This window comes from Limosilactobacillus sp., assembly GCF_051873075.1.
Taxonomy (GTDB): domain Bacteria; phylum Bacillota; class Bacilli; order Lactobacillales; family Lactobacillaceae; genus Limosilactobacillus.
Genome location: NZ_JBJEEM010000005.1, coordinates 59,262 through 77,262, shown reverse-complemented (window position 1 = coordinate 77,262; position 18,001 = coordinate 59,262). Strand labels below are relative to the sequence as shown.

General features: G+C 52.2%; 16 protein-coding genes and 1 pseudogene. 10 read left to right on the top strand and 7 right to left on the bottom strand.

The window, feature by feature from the left end; all coding sequences use genetic code 11:
- Positions 1-232: 232 nt before the first annotated feature.
- Positions 233-992: pseudogene (locus ACI31J_RS01020) on the bottom strand (SDR family oxidoreductase).
- A gap of 407 nt (positions 993-1,399) precedes the next feature.
- Here ACI31J_RS01020 and ACI31J_RS01015 point away from each other — a divergent pair.
- From ACI31J_RS01015 to ACI31J_RS01005, 3 genes are read left to right on the top strand one after another with little or no spacing between them, the layout of a single operon-like run.
- Complete coding sequence (locus ACI31J_RS01015) at positions 1,400-1,951, top strand: hypothetical protein (protein ID WP_439772614.1); 552 nt, start codon at positions 1,400-1,402, stop codon at positions 1,949-1,951.
- The gene (locus ACI31J_RS01010; protein WP_439772613.1) at positions 1,951-2,184 is read left to right on the top strand and encodes a hypothetical protein; all 234 of its coding nucleotides are present in this window, start codon (positions 1,951-1,953) and stop codon (positions 2,182-2,184) included. Before ACI31J_RS01015 ends, ACI31J_RS01010 begins: the two co-directional genes overlap by 1 nt.
- 2 nt (positions 2,185-2,186) lie before the next feature.
- On the top strand, positions 2,187-2,612 hold the full coding sequence (locus ACI31J_RS01005) for a protein-export chaperone SecB (protein ID WP_439772612.1): 426 nt from the start codon (positions 2,187-2,189) through the stop codon (positions 2,610-2,612).
- Positions 2,613-2,760: 148 nt separating this feature from the next.
- Here the strand turns inward: ACI31J_RS01005 and ACI31J_RS01000 are convergent, their stop codons facing one another.
- The 6 genes from ACI31J_RS01000 to ACI31J_RS00975 all read right to left on the bottom strand — a co-directional run bounded on the left by ACI31J_RS01000 (position 2,761) and on the right by ACI31J_RS00975 (position 8,308).
- The gene (locus ACI31J_RS01000; RefSeq protein ID WP_439772611.1) at positions 2,761-3,450 is read right to left on the bottom strand and encodes a sunset domain-containing protein; all 690 of its coding nucleotides are present in this window, start codon (positions 3,448-3,450) and stop codon (positions 2,761-2,763) included.
- 291 nt (positions 3,451-3,741) lie between these two features.
- Complete coding sequence (locus ACI31J_RS00995; protein ID WP_439772610.1) at positions 3,742-4,740, bottom strand: bile acid:sodium symporter family protein; 999 nt, start codon at positions 4,738-4,740, stop codon at positions 3,742-3,744.
- A gap of 20 nt (positions 4,741-4,760) precedes the next feature.
- Positions 4,761-5,084 (bottom strand): metal-sulfur cluster assembly factor, encoded by a 324-nt coding sequence (locus ACI31J_RS00990; RefSeq protein WP_439772609.1) that lies wholly within the window; start codon positions 5,082-5,084, stop codon positions 4,761-4,763.
- 12 nt (positions 5,085-5,096) lie between these two features.
- A complete protein-coding gene (ilvD, locus tag ACI31J_RS00985) occupies positions 5,097-6,851 on the bottom strand; it encodes a dihydroxy-acid dehydratase (RefSeq protein ID WP_439772608.1) in 1,755 nt (584 codons plus the stop codon).
- A gap of 515 nt (positions 6,852-7,366) precedes the next feature.
- Positions 7,367-7,693, bottom strand: a complete 327-nt coding sequence (locus ACI31J_RS00980; protein WP_439772607.1) for an NmrA family transcriptional regulator — start codon at positions 7,691-7,693, stop codon at positions 7,367-7,369.
- Positions 7,694-7,786: 93 nt separating this feature from the next.
- Complete coding sequence (locus tag ACI31J_RS00975; RefSeq protein WP_439772606.1) at positions 7,787-8,308, bottom strand: NAD(P)H-binding protein; 522 nt, start codon at positions 8,306-8,308, stop codon at positions 7,787-7,789.
- A 132-nt stretch (positions 8,309-8,440) separates the two neighbouring features.
- Here ACI31J_RS00975 and ACI31J_RS00970 point away from each other — a divergent pair, with 132 nt between their 5' ends.
- From ACI31J_RS00970 to ACI31J_RS00940, 7 genes are all read left to right on the top strand, one after another.
- A complete protein-coding gene (locus ACI31J_RS00970; RefSeq protein WP_439772605.1) occupies positions 8,441-9,847 on the top strand; it encodes a PucR family transcriptional regulator in 1,407 nt (468 codons plus the stop codon).
- Between the two features lie 684 nt (positions 9,848-10,531).
- On the top strand, positions 10,532-11,380 hold the full coding sequence (locus ACI31J_RS00965) for a homoserine O-acetyltransferase/O-succinyltransferase family protein (protein WP_439772604.1): 849 nt from the start codon (positions 10,532-10,534) through the stop codon (positions 11,378-11,380).
- 16 nt (positions 11,381-11,396) lie between these two features.
- Positions 11,397-12,680 (top strand): O-acetylhomoserine aminocarboxypropyltransferase/cysteine synthase family protein, encoded by a 1,284-nt coding sequence (locus ACI31J_RS00960; RefSeq protein ID WP_439772603.1) that lies wholly within the window; start codon positions 11,397-11,399, stop codon positions 12,678-12,680.
- A gap of 20 nt (positions 12,681-12,700) precedes the next feature.
- Complete coding sequence (locus tag ACI31J_RS00955) at positions 12,701-13,978, top strand: homoserine dehydrogenase (protein WP_439772602.1); 1,278 nt, start codon at positions 12,701-12,703, stop codon at positions 13,976-13,978.
- Between the two features lie 306 nt (positions 13,979-14,284).
- Positions 14,285-15,094 (top strand): hypothetical protein, encoded by an 810-nt coding sequence (locus ACI31J_RS00950; protein WP_439772601.1) that lies wholly within the window; start codon positions 14,285-14,287, stop codon positions 15,092-15,094.
- Entirely contained in the window at positions 15,087-16,925 is a 1,839-nt protein-coding gene (locus ACI31J_RS00945; protein WP_439772600.1) for a hypothetical protein, read from the top strand. Before ACI31J_RS00950 ends, ACI31J_RS00945 begins: the two co-directional genes overlap by 8 nt.
- A 16-nt stretch (positions 16,926-16,941) precedes the next feature.
- The gene (locus tag ACI31J_RS00940) at positions 16,942-17,919 is read left to right on the top strand and encodes a DNA-processing protein DprA (RefSeq protein ID WP_439772599.1); all 978 of its coding nucleotides are present in this window, start codon (positions 16,942-16,944) and stop codon (positions 17,917-17,919) included.
- Positions 17,920-18,001 lie beyond the last annotated feature (82 nt).

The window sequence follows — 18,001 nt, the reverse complement described above, 5'->3', positions numbered from 1 at the left end:
AACACGATCAAGCTGGCTGTTCTTTTACAATACGTATCGTTATGGACTGCTTACAATCATACAGGGAAGGCTTTCCCTTTTTCAATTCAAGTTTCAGAATTTACACAAAATATTTTACGCTCTCAATGTCGCTGCTTTTTTAGAAAACAATGGTAAAAAATAAAAGGCATGAAGCTCATTTTAGCAAAGAAGCTTCATGCCATCATTCTGTACTAGATGCAAGATAAAAATGTTAAATCATCGTCATACCACCATCAACCTGAATGGCTTGACCAGTAATGTAGTCTGACTTAGGTGAACCCAGGTAGGAGACCAGGTCAGCGACATCTTGCGGTTGTTCGGTCCGGCCAAGGGCAATTGCCTCAGAGTATTCCTTCAGATATTGACCTTCAAGACCACCTTGATACTTAACCAGCTGAGCGTCAATGTCCCTCCAGGGTATCACAAATGCCAGGGCAGTACGCATTGACAGTGATCTTGTCCTTGGCCAGCTCCTTAGCAAATGATTGAACAAAGCCCCGTACACCAAACTTGGTTGCACAGTAGGTAGCCTCCATTGGGTAGCCAAAGTGACCAGCGACGGATGAGGCACAGATAATCTTCCGAATCTTATCACCATCATCCTGCTTTTGGAATTGTGTGGCCGCCGCCTGAATGGCAAACATGGTGCCCCACAGATTAACCTTAGTAATCCGCTCCAGTTCTTCCTCGGTGGTATCCATGGATGGCTTGATAATGATGATCCCGGCGTTGTTAACATAGGTATCAAGCCAGCCAAAATTATCAACGGCCGTTTGGACACACTTCTCCGCGTCCTTCTTTTGCGAAACGTCACCTTCAACGGCAACGGCCTGGTGACCTGCCGCCGTGATGCTGTCGGCAACGGTCTGGGACTTGTCCTTCTTCAAATCGGCGATTACGAGGTCGTACCCGTCGTTAGCCAATTGTTTGGCAATTGCCTCACCGATACCCTGTGCACCACCGGTTACAATTGCAACACGATTATCATAGACATATTAACAGCTTCTTTCTAACTACTTTTGTCCATCAAGCAATAACGATATCGTTAGTTATATTATAGCGCTTTCATTGGCGGGTATGAAATAAAGTAGTTGTTGTTGAGTGATTTTACTCATTATAAATATATTAGCATTATAAAAGTACTTGGATCTGTCAATATACGTGTTAGGGATATATCTCGGCATAGGCCATGAACACTAGTAGATAATATTGTAATTAAGCAGTAATACTGTTTTGCCGGGATTGAACTTAAAAGAATAACTTTGCTATGTAGAATTTTCCAGTTTAAAAAGTGTATTGTTCATTAAGCTCTTGATATAATAAAAGAAAATTTAAGAATAAACATAGTCAAAGGCTTCAGAGAAGGTGAGCAGGAGTGGTGGTTGATGTTTATCATGGGACAACGGTAGAAAATGCGCAACAAATTTTAAGAACGGGTTTTAAAGTTATTCCCAAGGAGGTAACCAATGACTTGGGAAATGGAGTATATACATTTTGTCCAGATGAGCAGGGAGTATGGGATCCCCAAGAAAATGCTAGAAAATATGCTCGACAATATAAAAATGGCAAGGTAGCTGTTTTAAAAGTAAATCTAGACACGTCAGATAAAGTTAGTTATGTAGACTTAGATGATGCTAGCTTTACGCAAAGATGGGGGAAGATACGAGAGCAATTAGAGCAACGAGCAAATGAAGAATGGAAACACTATCATAGTGGGAGAGCTAAGAAAAGACACAATATTGATGGGATACTGCTGGAACTAGCAATAAAACACGGAATGCTGGATGTGGATAATCCTGACTTTATGGTAAAGTGTACTTACACAAGCTTTATTCCTAATACCACTTCTAATTTTCCTAATGGTCGCGAGTTGGTTATTAGGAATACTAAAATTATTAATGACAAAGAAATAGTAAAGAGGTGTAAATAATGTCAGTCTTCGGTAATGCCAAAAAAGTTGGAATAAAAAAAGAAGCATTAGATACAAAAAAATGGATATCAGATGAAGAATTATATTCACTTTTTTTTGAAGAAACAAGGGATGATGATATTGTTAAAGATATAAATGAGCTAATTGCAGCCCCTGCACCTGAGAAACATACTATTTCGGTTAAAACTAATGCTAACTTCAATGAAGCAAATTATGCTGTAAAGGTTGCTTGATTATGGATTCAAAAAACAATAAAAGCATTATTCAATTCACCAATCCGGAATTAGTAGAATCCATTTTTATGGAAAATCCTAATTACCAAGGTGATTTGAATATTTCTCAAAACATGAAGATAAGTACCAGTCATGGTAAGATTGTTGAGGAAGATAAATTTAATAAAAGTTCTATTGTGTCGTTAACAGTTTCCAATTTTGATCAAATAGATATGGATAGTAATAAACCGTTCTTTATTCGGCAAACAATGCGAGCAAAGTTTGTATGGAAAAAAGGATTAAGCTCTGAAAAAGAGGAGAATTTTCTGAAAATAAATGCGGCCGCATTACTTTTATCCTATATTAGGCCACAGGTTCGAAGTATTACGTCTCTTTCTAAATTTAGTGAACAGAACATTCCTTTTATTGATTTTGCAAGTCAGCTTTAAATATTAGGTATTGGTAAGATTAATTCTTACTGGTACCTTTTTTGTATAAGTAGTGCGTATATAAAACACCTCGCAATTATTAGAGTTGTATCTAACAATTACGAGGTACTTACAATGCTTTACTGTAGATCTATATTTTTAAGTTATATTATCGTAGTGATTTCCGGAAACCGGCGGCTTGGGCCTCTGCTTCGGAGTTGAAGTAAACAGCATTAGCTGGGTTCATGTGGTAGCCTTGTTGGTCTGGCGTGTGGTAGATGTGCGAGTTGGCATTTCCAACAATCATTCCGCCAGCCTGGTCGGTCCTCATATCGCCATCAGTTGAAGTGCTGGTTGTTGATGAAGAAGCTGTCGCGCTATCATTTGCTTCTTCGCTGCTGTTTTCACTTTCATCTATTGAAGATGAAGAGGATGATGAGCTTTCAACCACCGGCTTAACGTAGGCCTTATTGGTAACTTTAAAAGTTTCCTTCTGACTCTTATCATTACCATCGCTCTTGGCGGTTATGTCAAAGCGGCATTTCTTAGTCTTGGTTGAAAGTTGGATGGTCTTGGTGAAATTACCATTATCATCGGCTTGAATCTTGTAACTCTTGTTGTTTCCGCCATGCTTGGCAACCGTAACTGTAGCGTTGGCGTCTGTGTGACCGTTAAAGGTGACGCTCCCATCATCATCAGAGTTAATTTTAACAGCATTATTTGAAATTTGAGCGTCCTTACCGTCCAGGATGCTGACTGCTAAATGACTTTGACTTGCTAAAACGGGGTGGGTGCTAGGGATAGTCATTAGACAGAGGCTAGCAACGAAACCAATAAACAATGAAATTAATTTTTTCAAAAAAATCTTCCTCCTATACAGTAAAACCTTAAACAGATTATCATAGGGGAATATTGTTAGGCAAGCTGTTAAGTTAAATAATTAAAGTAAAAGCCGTTAATTTTTCAGTAACTTACGGGACAGATATATTAAATTTAAAGTTTAACTAGTATCGATCTCCATAAAAACGACAGAATAACCTCTAATCGGCGAACATGCCAATTAGAGGTTATTTCATTGAGAATATCAAATTACTCTCCCAAGAGTAAGTACTTCATTAATAACATTGTGTGCCCAGTTTTACTTTATCTTTTAATCTTCTACACCTTCTAGCTCCTCGAAGCTTGCGCCTTGCCCGTTATCAAGCATTTCCTCAACGGTTTCCTTAGTGTGGTTCTTCCACCACGAAGACAGGATCGAACCGGAGATGTTGTGCCAGATGCTGAAGATCGTCGAGGCGATTGCCGCCACCGGTGAGAAGTAGGTCAGCGCGAGCGTGGCCCCCAAGCTTGAATCTTGCATCCCCACCTCAAAGGTAAGCGCCTTTCGCTGTGGCTGCCGGAGCCGCAATACCCGTGAGAACAGGTAGCCAAGCACGTAGCCCAGAAGATTGTGCAGCATCACGACCGGGATCACGACCGCGGTTGCGGCAGTGAAGATGTTGGCGTGGTTAGCTGAAACGACCGCGCCCAGGATCAGGAGAATTGCTAACTGCGAAACGATTGGCAGGAAGTCCAGAACCGGCGCAATCCGATCCTTCAACATTGTATGGACAACGACCCCGAGGACGATCGGCAGGACCACGATTTCCAACGTGCTCAAGAACAGACTCTGTGCTGGGACATGAACGTAGCGTCCCGCGAAGAAGTATAGGATGGTCGGCATTGCAACCGGTGCCAGCAGAGTCGACAGGGCTTCGATCGAAACGTCAAGCGCCACGTCCCCACCGGCCAGGTAAGCCATGACACTCGATGAGGTGCCGCTTGGACACGACCCAACCAGGATGACCCCCGCCGCGGTCGCACCCTTGAGGTTGAAGACCGCGCATAATAACAGTGCCAGCCCCGGCATGATGACGTAGTGGGCGACGGTCCCCAGGATAACGGGGACCGGCCGCTTGACGATGCGTTCAAAATCCTTCCCGGTTAACGTCAATCCCATTCCGAAAAGGACAATTCCCAATAGGTACCGGGTGCTCTTCACCAGTGGTGCCGAAATCTGTGGGGCAAAATAATTAACCACCGACCACACGATCACGAATAGTGTGAACCACTTACTAAACCATTTTCCAAAAGATCTCACTTTACTCATCTCAAAAACTCCTCTCTCCCTTAGCCGTGATAGCCAAGCGCAATCTTGGCGTACCGACTCATCCGCGCTGGCGTCCAGGCCGGCGACCACACCAGCTTGATTTGGACGGCCTTGATTTCCGTAATCTTCTTGAGTGCGGACTCAATCATCTGTTGCAATACCGCTGAAATGGGGCAGCCCATGGTCGTCAGGGTCATGGTGACGGTGGCCGTCCCATCATCGCCCATATCGACGCCATAGATCAGCCCGAGGTTGACCAGGTCCACGCCCAATTCGGGGTCGACGACCGTCTGCAGGGCACGGATAACCCGATCTTCCAATGCCGCCACGGTGGTTTCTGCCATTGGCCTCCCTCCTTACTTAGTTAGGTTCGCGATCTTAACCAGTTCGTCATAGCCGACCATCACCGCGCCAGTATCGGCCGAGGTGACCAGGGCCTGGTAGCGTGAGAGGTAGCCAGACTTCACCTTTGGCGTGAACGGCGGCAAGCTCTTGCGCCGTTCTTTGAGCTCCTCATCAGGTACCAGCAGGTCCAGGGTGCGGTTGGTCAGGTCGATATGAATCTTGTCGCCATCCCTAATCAACGCAATCTCGCCACCGGAAGCGGCCTCTGGCGAGACGTGGCCGATACAAATCCCGTGAGTGGCTCCGGAAAAGCGCCCGTCGGTGATCAGCGCCACGTCCCGGGCTAACCCACGGCCGATGATGTCGGAAGTGGGGTTGAGCATTTCCGGCATCCCCGGACCACCCTTCGGCCCCTCGTAGCGGATCACCACCACGTCCCCCTTTTTGACGGTCCCGTCGTCGATCCCCTTGACGGCATCATCATGGGAATCAAAGCAAACCGCCGTGCCGGTGAATTCCTTGATGTCCGGATCGACGCCGGCGGACTTGATCACGGACCCCTTTTTGGCGATGTTGCCGTACAGGACGGACAGGCCGCCCTGCTTTGAATAGGCCTTGGCGACGGGGCGGATGACCTCCTCATCCTTGGAGTAGTGGCCGGCGACGTTTTCCCGGATGGTTTTCCCGGTGACTGACGGCCGGTCGGGGTGGAAGACGTCGCCACCCAGCTCGATCAGTTCGTTCATGATCGCGGGCATCCCGCCGGCGTTGTGGACGTCCTCCATCGTCCAGTGCGAGGACGGGGCGATCTTGGCAATGTGGGGCGTCCGCTTGGCGATCTTGTTGATGTCTTCCTCGGTGTAGTCGATCCCGGCCTCGTGGGCGATGGCCAGGCCATGAAGGACGGTATTGGTCGAGCCGCCCATGGCCATATCGGTGGCGTAGATGTCGTCAAAGGCCTCCTTGGTCATCAGGTCACGCGGCCGCAGGTTTTCCTTCACCACTTCCACGACGCGGCGGGCGGCCTGGCGCACTAATTCCTTCCGCTCTTCGGAGACGGCGAGGGCGGTTCCGTTGTAGGGAAGGGCAACGCCGAGGGCTTCCATCAAGCAGTTCATTGAGTTGGCGGTGAACATCCCGGCGCAGGATCCGCAGGTTGGGCAGGCGTTCTTTTCCATTTCTAGGAAGTCAGCCTTGCTGATCTTGCCATCCTTGAAGGCCCCGACGGCTTCAAACATGTTGGAGAGGGTTACGGCCTTGCCATTCGGGTCGACTCCAGCCTTCATCGGCCCACCGGACACGAAGACCGAGGGGACGTTGGTTCGCGCGGCCGCCATCAGCATCCCAGGGGTGATCTTGTCACAATTCGGCATGAAGAGGACGCCGTCAAACCAGTGCGCGTTGATCACCGTTTCCGCGGAATCGGCGATCAGGTCCCGGCTGGGGAGGGAGTACCGCATCCCGATGTGGCCCATCGCGATCCCGTCGTCGACCCCAATGGTGTTGAATTCAAAGGGGATCCCCCCGGCCCTTCTGATCTCCTCCTTGGTGATATCGGCCAGCTCCCGCAAGTGGACGTGGCCTGGAACGATCTCGATGTAAGAGTTGCAGATGGCGATAAACGGTTTGTCCATATCCTTTGGACTGCGTACGCGGCCAGTGGCGTAAAGCAGGCTTCTCCCGGGAGCCCGATCGACGCCCTTGGTGATTTCGTCACTCCGCTTTCGCAACTTGTCGGCGTCAAACGAAAAACTTAAAGTTCCCATACACAAATTCCTTTCTGGTGAATTTCAGCCAAAAGAAAAGGGCCAGAAGCTTCGCAGCTCCTGACCCAGGAAAGTTATACCTAGTCGTTGCTGCCCGTGTGTTGGTAATCGACACGGGCATCATCAAAAGACCCCGTGTTATTGAATAATCACGACGTTAATGATGATTTGAATAGCAATAATTTGCTGTTGGCTAGTCATAACTTTCCCTCCCTTCGTCTGTTAGAAATCAATGTGAAATAATTGATGGGTTTAAGGATATGTTTAAAGCGTTTTCTTGTCAATAAAATTATAAGATTACTAATTTTTTAAAGCGATAAGAAGATTTATTATGTTAATTACAGAATTTATCGTTAATTGCTTTGCTGATCACAAACTTAATTTATTGAACATTGATGGAATACTTGTCAAGTGGGATGAGTGTCGCTTAATGCTATGGATCTTTCTGGCTTCATTGCGGAAACTTAAATTTAGCCAAACGAAAAAACCTGGACGCGCGTGGCCCAGGTTTTTTGCTACTTATCTTGTGAGTGCCGAGCGCCAATTTGGAAGTCATCGGCGTGTTCGAACATGTACTTAACCGTCAGTGGTTGGCTGCCGGTCAGCTCCTGGAAGTCATCGGTCTTTAAGGCCATCTTGCCTTCCCGGATGGCTTGGCCGAACGTCACCATTCCGTCACTCGAGAATGGTGCTTCGGAGTCCTTCTTGAACTTGCCGTCGGTCGTACGGGGAACGCCCATTGCGTCGAAGATTGCGTAGTTTTGTTCGTCGGTGATCTCCTGGTAGCGGACGTGGTTCCCGGTGGCTTCGTTTCCGATCTGGATGAACTGGCTGATCGTCATAGCCTCGGCGCCGTTGATGTTGAGGATGGCGTGGTGGTAATCATCACTAGCTAAGGCGTAGGCAGCGGCCTTGGCGCAGTCCTGGCGGGAGATCTACGCCATCAGGCCATCCCCCTGGTTATTCTTCAAGACACCATCGCCCTTGACATAGGTGAAGTAGTTGGTGATCATGGCCTCCGCGTATTGGGAGTTCCGGAGAAAGATGTAGTCGAGGCCGGCCTCCTTAATGGCGTTCTCGGTGAAGATGTGGTCCTTCTTCTCGACACTCGGGTTCGTCGGATCGGCGGCGTTGACGAGAGAAGTGTAGACGATCTGCTTGATGCCAGCGGACTTGGCGGCGTTGATGACGTTTTGGTGGGCCGCCTGACGCTTGGCCCCGACGAATGGCATCGAGATCAACAGTAGCTTTTCTCCGTTCTTGAAGGCATCGGCTAGGCCGTCCGGCTGGTTGAAGTCGGTTTGGTGAGTTTCAATGCCTAGTTCCTGGTAGGGCTTGAGCGCGTCTTCGTTGTAGCTGCAGAAGATCAACCGTTCGGGAGCGACGAGCTGCTGGATTTCCTTGGCGGCAACCCGACCCAGGTTGCCATCGACACCGGTGATGATTAACTTTTTCATTATGAATTCCTCCAGTTTGTTTCTTCTTTCACATTTCGTAATCAAGTATAATGATCTGTGATTACTAATTCATCGTGTAAAATCCAGTAAATTTAATGGCAAAATTACGACATAATGTAGGAGAAACGGACTATGAAACTAAAAGCATTCTTGAAAAAGCTGAACATTAGTTATCACCTAAACAATCAGTTGGCGGACGTCGAGCTCGCTCAGGTCAGCTTTTGCCTAGCGCACGGGGCCATTGAAGTGGTTGATGCGATGACCCGGGTGCCGGTAGGCGAAATTCAGCTTGTCAAACATCCGCGCTCAGATGCAGACCAGTCGTGGCTGGTGACCACCGACACGCCGGTGGAACTATTTGCCAAGCTGCAGGGACGGGTGATCCAGTACCTGCAGTGGGAAGACCAGCTCTCCCAGGCGCTGTCGTATAAGCACCCGGTCACGCAAATTCTCCGGGTCCTTCAGGAAGCGGTCGCCAATCCAGTCCTGATCTTTGATTCCAGCCTGAAGTTGTTGGGCCACAGTACCGGAGACCATGATCTGGGTGATTGGGAATCGAGTGTGGCGGCGGGGTACATCAGTGTGACCGCCGGGGCGAATCAGGCGCTGGTTCGCCTGCTCAACTCGTCGGCAACACTCGGTGGTCAGGTTTGTCAGCTGCCGGGCTTTCATCAGCCCTTCTTCCTCCAAGAGGTGGTCTTGCGCAATAATGACCACTTCTACCTGATCATCGTGGTGGCGGACCGCGACCTCCTGAATGAGGATCGGGCGACCATTGCGGCGGAGCTCGACAAGATCGCCGCCACGGTCGGCCTGCATAATTTTCCGTACCAGTCCCAAGGCGGCAATCTGGAAGGCCTGCTTCGCGATATCCTGGTTCGACCCAATATCTCGATCAGTGAGGTCCAGAATCGCCTGCAGTTTGACCCCCACCAGCTGGTTCGGCCACTGCGGGTGCTGTGCATCAAGACGCCCAGCCCCAACGTCCAGCCAGTGGGAACGATCCTGACCAAGTTCGTCACGTTCCACTATGACCGGTACGACGTCTATGTCATTGAGAACAGTAGCCCGGTGGTGGTCAAGACGATCATCCAGGAACTGACACCGTACCTCAAACGCAACGACACCTGTGCTGGCTTGAGCAACTCCTTTACCCGCTTGCACCAGTTCAACCAGTTTTACCAGCAGGCCGTCCGGGCGATCAAGCTGGGGAAGGCGGTTGGCCTTAACCAGTACGGTGATTATATCGCTTCGGACCTGATCGACCACATCCGGCAGGACCAATCCCTGACCAGCTACCTAAGCAGGGACGTGCTGGAGTTACGGCGGGCCGATCCCAAACTGTTTGCGACCCTGCGGACGTTTTTGGTCAACCGGGAAAACAAGAAACAGACGGCGCTGGACCTGGGAATCCACCGCTCCACCCTGGACTACCGGCTGAATAAGCTGGAAGACCAGTACCACATTCAACTGACGACCCCCGACCAGTACCTGTATACCCTGTTGTCGGTTTTGCTGGCGGCGGATCAGGCCTTATAGTATAGAAACGCGAAAAGTGTTAATGGTCAGGCCGACAACTAACATTTTGTAACAAAAATGTAACTTAATTTATTAGTATGTTAGCTGTATATTATGATAATATATTCAATGTTCTGATCAGAACATCTCGTAAGCATTGCTTTTTTCATAAAGTGATTTCTTACATCCTACAATAAGCGGCCGCGGGGATTGTCCGATAACCCCGCGGCTTTTATTTTTTAAACTTAATTGCCATTAAGATTAGAAAGCATTAAGAATGGCTTCGCGTTGATTTGGGTCGGTATTACCTTAGAAATAACACTCCTGATAATTGATTCGAAATAACTTATTGACAACAATAAAAATTAGAGTAAACTGTAACACAATTAAAAAATGATTAGACTTTGAAGAGAAGAGTAGGGTTAACCACCTTTATGCAGAGAGTCCCGGTTGGTGGAAGGGGATATTGGAGATTAACTTGAAGATGAGCTCTGAGTCACTGCTTGGTCATACCCTTGGCTGAGGAGACGGTTGATAGTCGTTATTCTATCGGGTCTTCACCCGCAATGGGTGAGTACTTATTAAGGCGGCTAGTGTGAGCTAGCAGTGAATCAGGGTGGTACCGCGAAAGCATTCGTCCCGGAAACCTCTAGTAATAGGGGGAATCCGGGACGGGTGCTTTTTTTATTTTCTTGAAAGAGGGTGATGGTAATCTCCGCAAACGCACACAACGGGCTAGCCCTGGCCAATGGTTGCTGGCACAACCACCGGCAGGAGCGTCCCGTCCGCTTATTAGTATTGAACCTCATGCCGACCAAGGTCACGACGGAGCTGCAGTTTCTAAAGCAGTTTGACCGCCTGGACCGGGATGTCGAGCTGACCTTCCTCTACCCGACGAGCCACCGCTTCAAGGGGACGGCGACAGCTGTGATCAGGCAGCACTACGCCAGCCTCGCACAGGTCGCCAGCAAGCACTTTGCCGGACTGGTCATCACTGGGGCCCCGGTCGAGAAGCTGCCTTTTTCCCAGGTTGATTACTGGCCGGAGCTGGGGGAGATCATCACCTGGGCCCACCGCCACGTCCGAGAAACCTTATTGGAATGCTGGGCCGCTCAGGCGGGGCTCTACCTCGACTTCGCGATTCCCAAGCGGCTGCTTGCCCAGAAACTCTTCGGGGTATTTTCCGCCGACCGGGTTGCCACGGATACCGACCTGGGGCGCGGGCTCGCCGCCGGGGCCAGCATGCCCCAGTCGCGGCACAGCACCAGCGTCATCGACCGTCGACGCCTTCCCGGTGACCTGCGGATCATCGCGGACAGTGCGACGGCCGGGCCGTTCATCTTACGGTCGGCCGCTGTCCATCACACCTACATCACGGGACATCCCGAGTACGATCGCGATACCCTCGCAAAAGAATATGCCCGTGACCGCCAACGAAAGGAGGGGATTCAGGTCCCACAGCACTACTTTGACGAAAACGGTGAGATCAACTATTCCTGGAATCCCACCGCACAACTGATTTATCAAAACTGGCTTAACATCATCACTAAATAGAAAGCAGGTTATTACAATGACAGAAAACAAGCACAACTACCATTTTGAAACCCTTCAAGTTCACGCCGGCCAAACCGTTGATGAGACGGGGTCCCGGGCGGTACCAATCTACCAAACCACCTCCTATGTCTTCAAGGATGCCAAGGAGGCGGCGGACCGCTTTGCCCTAAAGGAACCGGGCAACATCTATACCCGACTGACGAACCCGACCACCGACGTCGTGGACAAGCGGGTGGCCGCCCTGGAGCACGGGACCGCCGGGGTAACCCTGGCAACTGGGTCGGCGGCGATCACCGCGGCGATTCTCAACATTGCCGGGGAAGGGGATGAAATCGTTGCGGCCAGCACGCTCTATGGCGGGACCTATGACCTCTTTGCCGTGACGTTGCCAAAGCTGGGGGTCACGACCCACTTCGTCAACCCCGATGATCCAGCCAACTTTGAAGCGCCGATCAACGAGCACACCAAGGCTTTATACGTCGAGAGTATCGGCAACCCCCAGATCAACCTGGTGGACTTCGAAGCAATCGCTAAAATCGCCCACGCCCACGGCATCCTCCTGATCGTCGACAACACCTTCGGGACCCCATACCTGGTCAACCCGCTGGACCACGGGGCCGACATCGTCATTCACTCGGCCACCAAGTTCATCGGTGGTCACGGGACCACGATGGGCGGGGTGATCGTCGAGAATGGCAAGTTCGACTACCAGGCCAGCGGCAAGTACCCCGGCTTCACCGAACCGAACGACCAGTACAACGGCCTGGTCTTCGCCGACCTCAAGGGGGCCGCGTTTACCACCAAGGTTCGGGCGGAAACCCTGCGGGACCTCGGGGCCAGCATCAGCCCGTTCAACTCCTTCCTCCTGTTGCAGGGACTGGAATCCCTCTCGCTGCGGGTAGAACGCCACGTGGCCAATACCCGCAAGATTGTAGAATTCCTCAACGACCATCCGAAGGTCGCTTGGATCAACTACCCTGAACTAGCTGACAGCCCGTACAAGCCGCTCGCCGACAAGTACTTCCCGCACGGGGTCGGGTCGATCTTCACCCTGGGCCTGAAGGGCGGCGAAGAAGCCGGCAAGCAGCTGATTAGCAACCTTCACCTCTTCTCCTTACTGGCCAACGTGGCCGATGCCAAGTCCCTGATCATTCACCCGGCATCGACGACCCACGCCCAGTTGAATGCGGAACAACTCAAGGCCGCCGGGGTAACACCGGACCTCATCCGGGTTTCGGTCGGGATTGAAAATGCCGACGACCTGATCGCGGACCTCGACCAAGCACTCGCCAAAATTTAACTTTAGAAAGGATCCTGGATATGCAAACAATCACAATTGGTCTTTTGGGCCTCGGAACGGTTGGCCAGGGGGTCGTGGACCTCTTACAAAAGCAGGCCGCCAAGATTCTCCGGACCCAGGACTTTGCCTTCAAACTCAAAACGGTGGCCGTTCACAACCTTAGCCGCCACCAGAACGCGGACCTGCCAGCCGGTACCATCTTGACGGATCGAGTGATGGACGTGGTTGATGACCCGGAGATTCAAATTGTGATTGAAGCGATGGGGACGATCGAAGCCGCGCGGGTGGCAATCTGCCAAGCCATCCTCAACGGGAAGTCGATCATCAGTGCCAATAAGGACCTGCTGGCGACGGATGGTGATGCGCTCTTAACACTGGCCAAGACGGTGGGGGTCGACTTCTTCTACGAGGCGAGCGTCGCCGGGGGCATCCCGATTCTGCGCGTCCTGTCCTCCAGCCTGGAGACCGACGAAATCACCCAGGTGACCGGGATCATCAACGGAACGGTCAACCATGTCCTGACCGCGATGGACCGGGACGGCCAGGACTACGCCGCCGCCCTGGCGAATGCCCAGGAGCTGGGCTACGCGGAGGCCGACCCGACCAACGACGTTCAGGGGATCGATGCTGCCTACAAGCTGATCATCCTCAGCCGATTCGCCTTTGGCCAGTCGCTGACGATGGACAAGGTGCCCATCCAGGGGATCAGTGCCGTCACCCCGGCCCAGCTCGCTAGCGCCGACCGGTTGGGGTTGAAGATCAAGCTCCTGGCGGTGGCTAAGAAGGAAAACCAGCAGTTCTACTCCTTCGTCGGGCCCGCCGCTCTCCCCGCGACCGAACCGCTGGCGCACGTCAACGGGGTTCAGAACGCCATTGCCGTCCAGAGCAAGGCCCTCGGCGAGACGACCTATACCGGGCCGGGTGCCGGGGCCGGCCCAACCGCCAACAGCATCATCAGCGACCTCTTGGCGACCGGGGACGACATCGTCAAGGGCAACTGCGGGCGTGAATTCAACCGCAACCGGCAATCCCTGCCCGTACGGGAACTAACCAGCGTTCCCCAGCAGTATCTGATCACGGTTGCTGCGCCGGTTGAACGTGCAGTCCTGGCCGCCTTTGAATGGCGAAGGGAGCTCGCGGGGCCAGATTACTGGAGCGCCCTCACCCCGGTGCTGACTCCCGCCGAACTGGCGGCCCGGTTGGCGGCACTCAGGCAGGACGGCCGGCGGGTTTCTTGCCTGCCGGTTGCCAACAGCTGGCATCCCGCGAAGGAGAAGAGCCTGCGCGTGCTGATTTGATTTTATAGCAGGAAGGATCGGACTTTACCGATTCGCGGGGAATGCTCGTAGAGACGCAAAGTTTGCCAAGAAGTACATTCAAGGACACATGGGGCAGCCCCGGTAATTGATACAGATAGCTTGATTGAAGTGTTGGACAGGGCAATAAAAGAAGAAATGACAATTTGGCCGTTACGAGCGTTAATTTACGTTCAGAGCGGCTATTTTCTTTGCTTGCTATCCGAAAGGGGATAAAGAAGTCAATATCGAAAATCACCGTAAAAACGGGTATGATAGTGACTGGAAACGAAACTAGGGGGAAGCAACATGAATCCAGACCAATTGACCCTTTTTGAGGACATCAGAAGAGAAGCAGTCGAAAACCACAACCTGCCAGACTATGAGCTCTTCACCATGCTGAAGTCACCATACCTGAACAGGATCATGGCCAAGGGGGATCCGGACGAAGAAGCCCGCCTCGATGGTTTCTTCATCACCCAGGGTTCCATCCGCTTGCACGAGTCGCTCGGGGGCACGCCGATCAATAGCAAGACCTTCTTCCGCGATCCCTACTATAGTACCAAGCATGCCGGGGTGGAGCGCTTAGTTAGCGGCTACCTAGGTGAGGAGTACACGACCGTAGCCGAGGGGGTCGAGTTCGTCAACCGCATCGGTAACACCGATTCGCTGAATGCGCTCCGCTGCCTGGCGCTGACCAATGCCCGCAACGAGTTGACGATTGTGGTAATTGGTGGCCTGGCAGTTGCCGAATGTCTATCTGAGTACCTGGGCAACTACGATCAGATCCCGTACGATTGTCAGCCACCGATGCTTTCGCAGACCGCCGAAGGAATCAAGCTCGACTACCTGCCGGCCATGCACTTTACCCAGGCGCTGGCCCTCGACCTATTTGCTCAGGGCATTTCGGACACTGAAATTGATATAGACCAGTCCCTCACGCGGTTCGACTATGCCGAGTTTAACGATTGGGACGCACCGTTCAGGTCTGGCGAAAACAGCATGAAGGATTCTGCCGACATGATTTTTACCCTCCTGCCGAGCACGCACCAGTTTAACTTTAGAAACTTCATGGAATATTTCATCGCACTATGCAAAGGACCTGATCACAATGAATAACAACCTAGTTGGAATCATCCGTTTCAAAGTTTCGACGGCAAAGGGCCCGTACTACTTCTGGGATACCATCACTGAGAATCTGAACCCGCTGGAGATTGTAGCCAAGGAGCGAGAAACGGCGGCGCAGGTGGCACCCCGGGAGCGGAGTCTGTTTGAACGTTGCCTCCTGTCACCAAAAATAAAAACCACCGTCCTTCCATTACGGATCGTCCACGCCGATAGCGTCTTTGAAAAGGCTATGGTCGTTGCCAATGACATGGCCCGCCTCAGCCCCAGTGAGGTCCTTCCTGGCAGGATTCCGTTCCTCTATGCTTATTCCCCGAACTTCGGGATCGATGCCGCGGGGAGACTCATGATTTTGGATGAGAACGCGCACGACCTGGAAGGCTTGGTCAACCTAATGGCCCGCTATCCCCAGGTTGACTTCGGGATGTCCTATCAAGAGGACGAACTACAACGCCGCATCGAAGCGCTGGCGGAGGGTCAAGACCTGGAGCGGGCGATCCTAGAGCATTGGCTCAAGCGATTGACCGAAAACAGCGCGCTCCGGCAACGGTTGCAGGAGCTCTACGACTTCCAGCCGTTTGACCTGGACCGGGTGAAGGTCAACCAGGATAACCAGGTCCCGCTCTTCTTCAAGGACTACTACCCGTCCCACTACCTGAGTTTCCGCCGCGTCATGCAGCAGAATCGGGACAAGACGCCCCAGCACGTGGAATTGTATCAAAACATCGATAACCAATTCATGGAGTTGAGCGGGCTCAAGTATAAGTTCGAAGAAGACCAGGTCGAGGAAAGCGCCCAGCGCGAAAACGCTAGCCACAAGCAGGACCTGCTCGGCTTCCTAGGCCTCACTGGTCCGGCGGCACCAGCGGACCTCGCCAGGGCGACGGTACGCGAGTATTCCAAGCAACTCCTGGCCCTGCTGAATGATCACGACCATCAGCCGGTCATCATGGCGGCGATTCCTTCGCACAAGCGCGCCATCAAAAACATTGTCAGCCGGGTGGTGGACCACCTCGCCAACGTCACCCTGTTCATCAAGAACGGCAACGAATTTATCGTTAAGACGCAGGATGAGCAGGCCGCCCACACCCTCAAGGGGACGGCGGGGCGCAATTCACAGCAGCACGAGGAGACTATGGCGGCACTGCGGCAGCCGACCGATTATGAGAAGAACCTTCCCTTGATCATCATCGACGACATGTCGACGACCGGCTCCAGCATGGTTGCCGCGACCGACCACTTCAAGAAGCTGGGCTTCAAGCACATTTACAACTTCATTTTCGGGATGTCGATTCCCTACCTGTCGATCCAGGACTTCCACCCGGAGCTCAAGACCTTTGACGGGGTGGTGTTCGACCTGGACCAGACCATCTATGATTCGGCCCACGCCACCGGTGATGCCCCCGCCCGGCTTTATTTCCCCGACCTGTTCCAGAAATTGGCAGCAAGTAATCTCAAGGTGGTCTTCATCACGCAGGACTCCTACAGGCAGACTGCGAAGTTTTGCGACGACCCCTTCCTGATTGACCACCTGTTCAAAGAGGACCAGGGGAATTACGTGTCGACCGTGCATGTCGGCCCCAATGGTGACCGGTACTATAAGCCAAGCGGCGTGACGGTTCGGGAAGCCGTCAAGAACTACCTTGGCGATTGCCAGAACATCGTCGGAATCGGCAATAACGAAACGGATATCCTGTCCTACACTAACGCCGGGATCGACACGGCACTGGCCGAGTGGGGAAACCCGCTGAAGGGCGTACCGACCAAGGCCAACTACCGGCTGAAGGACGAAGACGACTTGTTAAATCTTTTGCAACTAAATTAGAGGTGCTTTATCTATTATGATTGGTAAGGGCGTTAGACTTGTATTGGCGCTGAAGGCGATCCCCCGGGTTGGCGACAAGCGGGTCATTGAATACCTAAAAGAGCAGGACCGGACCAGCGTGTTGCATGAAGAAGTGGTCAAGACGGCAGTCACGGCCATTCAAAAACTCGAAGCGGCCGACTGGACCCGCTACCTGGCTGCGGCGGATGAGGAGATTGCTAAGGCCGACGATCTGGGTATCAGCATCATCTCCTACCTGGATGCGGACTACCCCCTGAACTTGTTGGTCTTGGCCAACGCACCGACGATCCTGTACGTCAAGGGGAACTACCAACTGCTGAACACGGACAAGAGCGTAGCAATCATCGGAACGCGGGAACCGACGGACTACGGCAAGCGCATCGATAACCTGTTTTCCAAGACCCTCAGCCTGGATGGCTTCACCGTGGTTAGCGGCCTGGCGATCGGCTGTGATACCTACGCACACGAGGGTACCCTGCTGGGGAGCGGCAAGACAGTGGCGATCCTGGCTCACGGATTGGATCAGCCCGTGTATCCCAAGCAGAATCGGACGCTGGCCGCCCGGATCCTTGACCAGGACGGGGCCTTGGTATCGACCTACCCGCTCGGCACCAAGCTGCGGCCCCAATACCTGGCTGCCCGGGACGAGTGGCAGAGCGGGATGAGCGACGGGGTCCTGGTCATCGAGACCGACCTCAAGGGGGGCACCCGGATTGCGATGCGGCATTCGGTAAAGCAGCACCGGCCGTTGGCAGTCATCGACTACCGCCAGCGGGGGAAGATGGGCCAGCGGGCCTTGGACATTCCTAAGTTCCGGGGCAACTACGATGCGATCCAGCACGAAAATGCCATGCCGGTCTTCACCAGGGAAGAGCTGACCGCGTTCGAGGACGCGATGATTAAGGGACATAATAGTCGTGTCGCCGCGGGCCAGGACGACGCGCCTCAGGATACGCAAATGGACCTGTTTTGACTAGCCTTATTGCAACGAAAGGATCGTTCGTTAAGATGTACGAGATCCTGAACGCGAATGGATGAGTAGCTCAGTCGTTCAT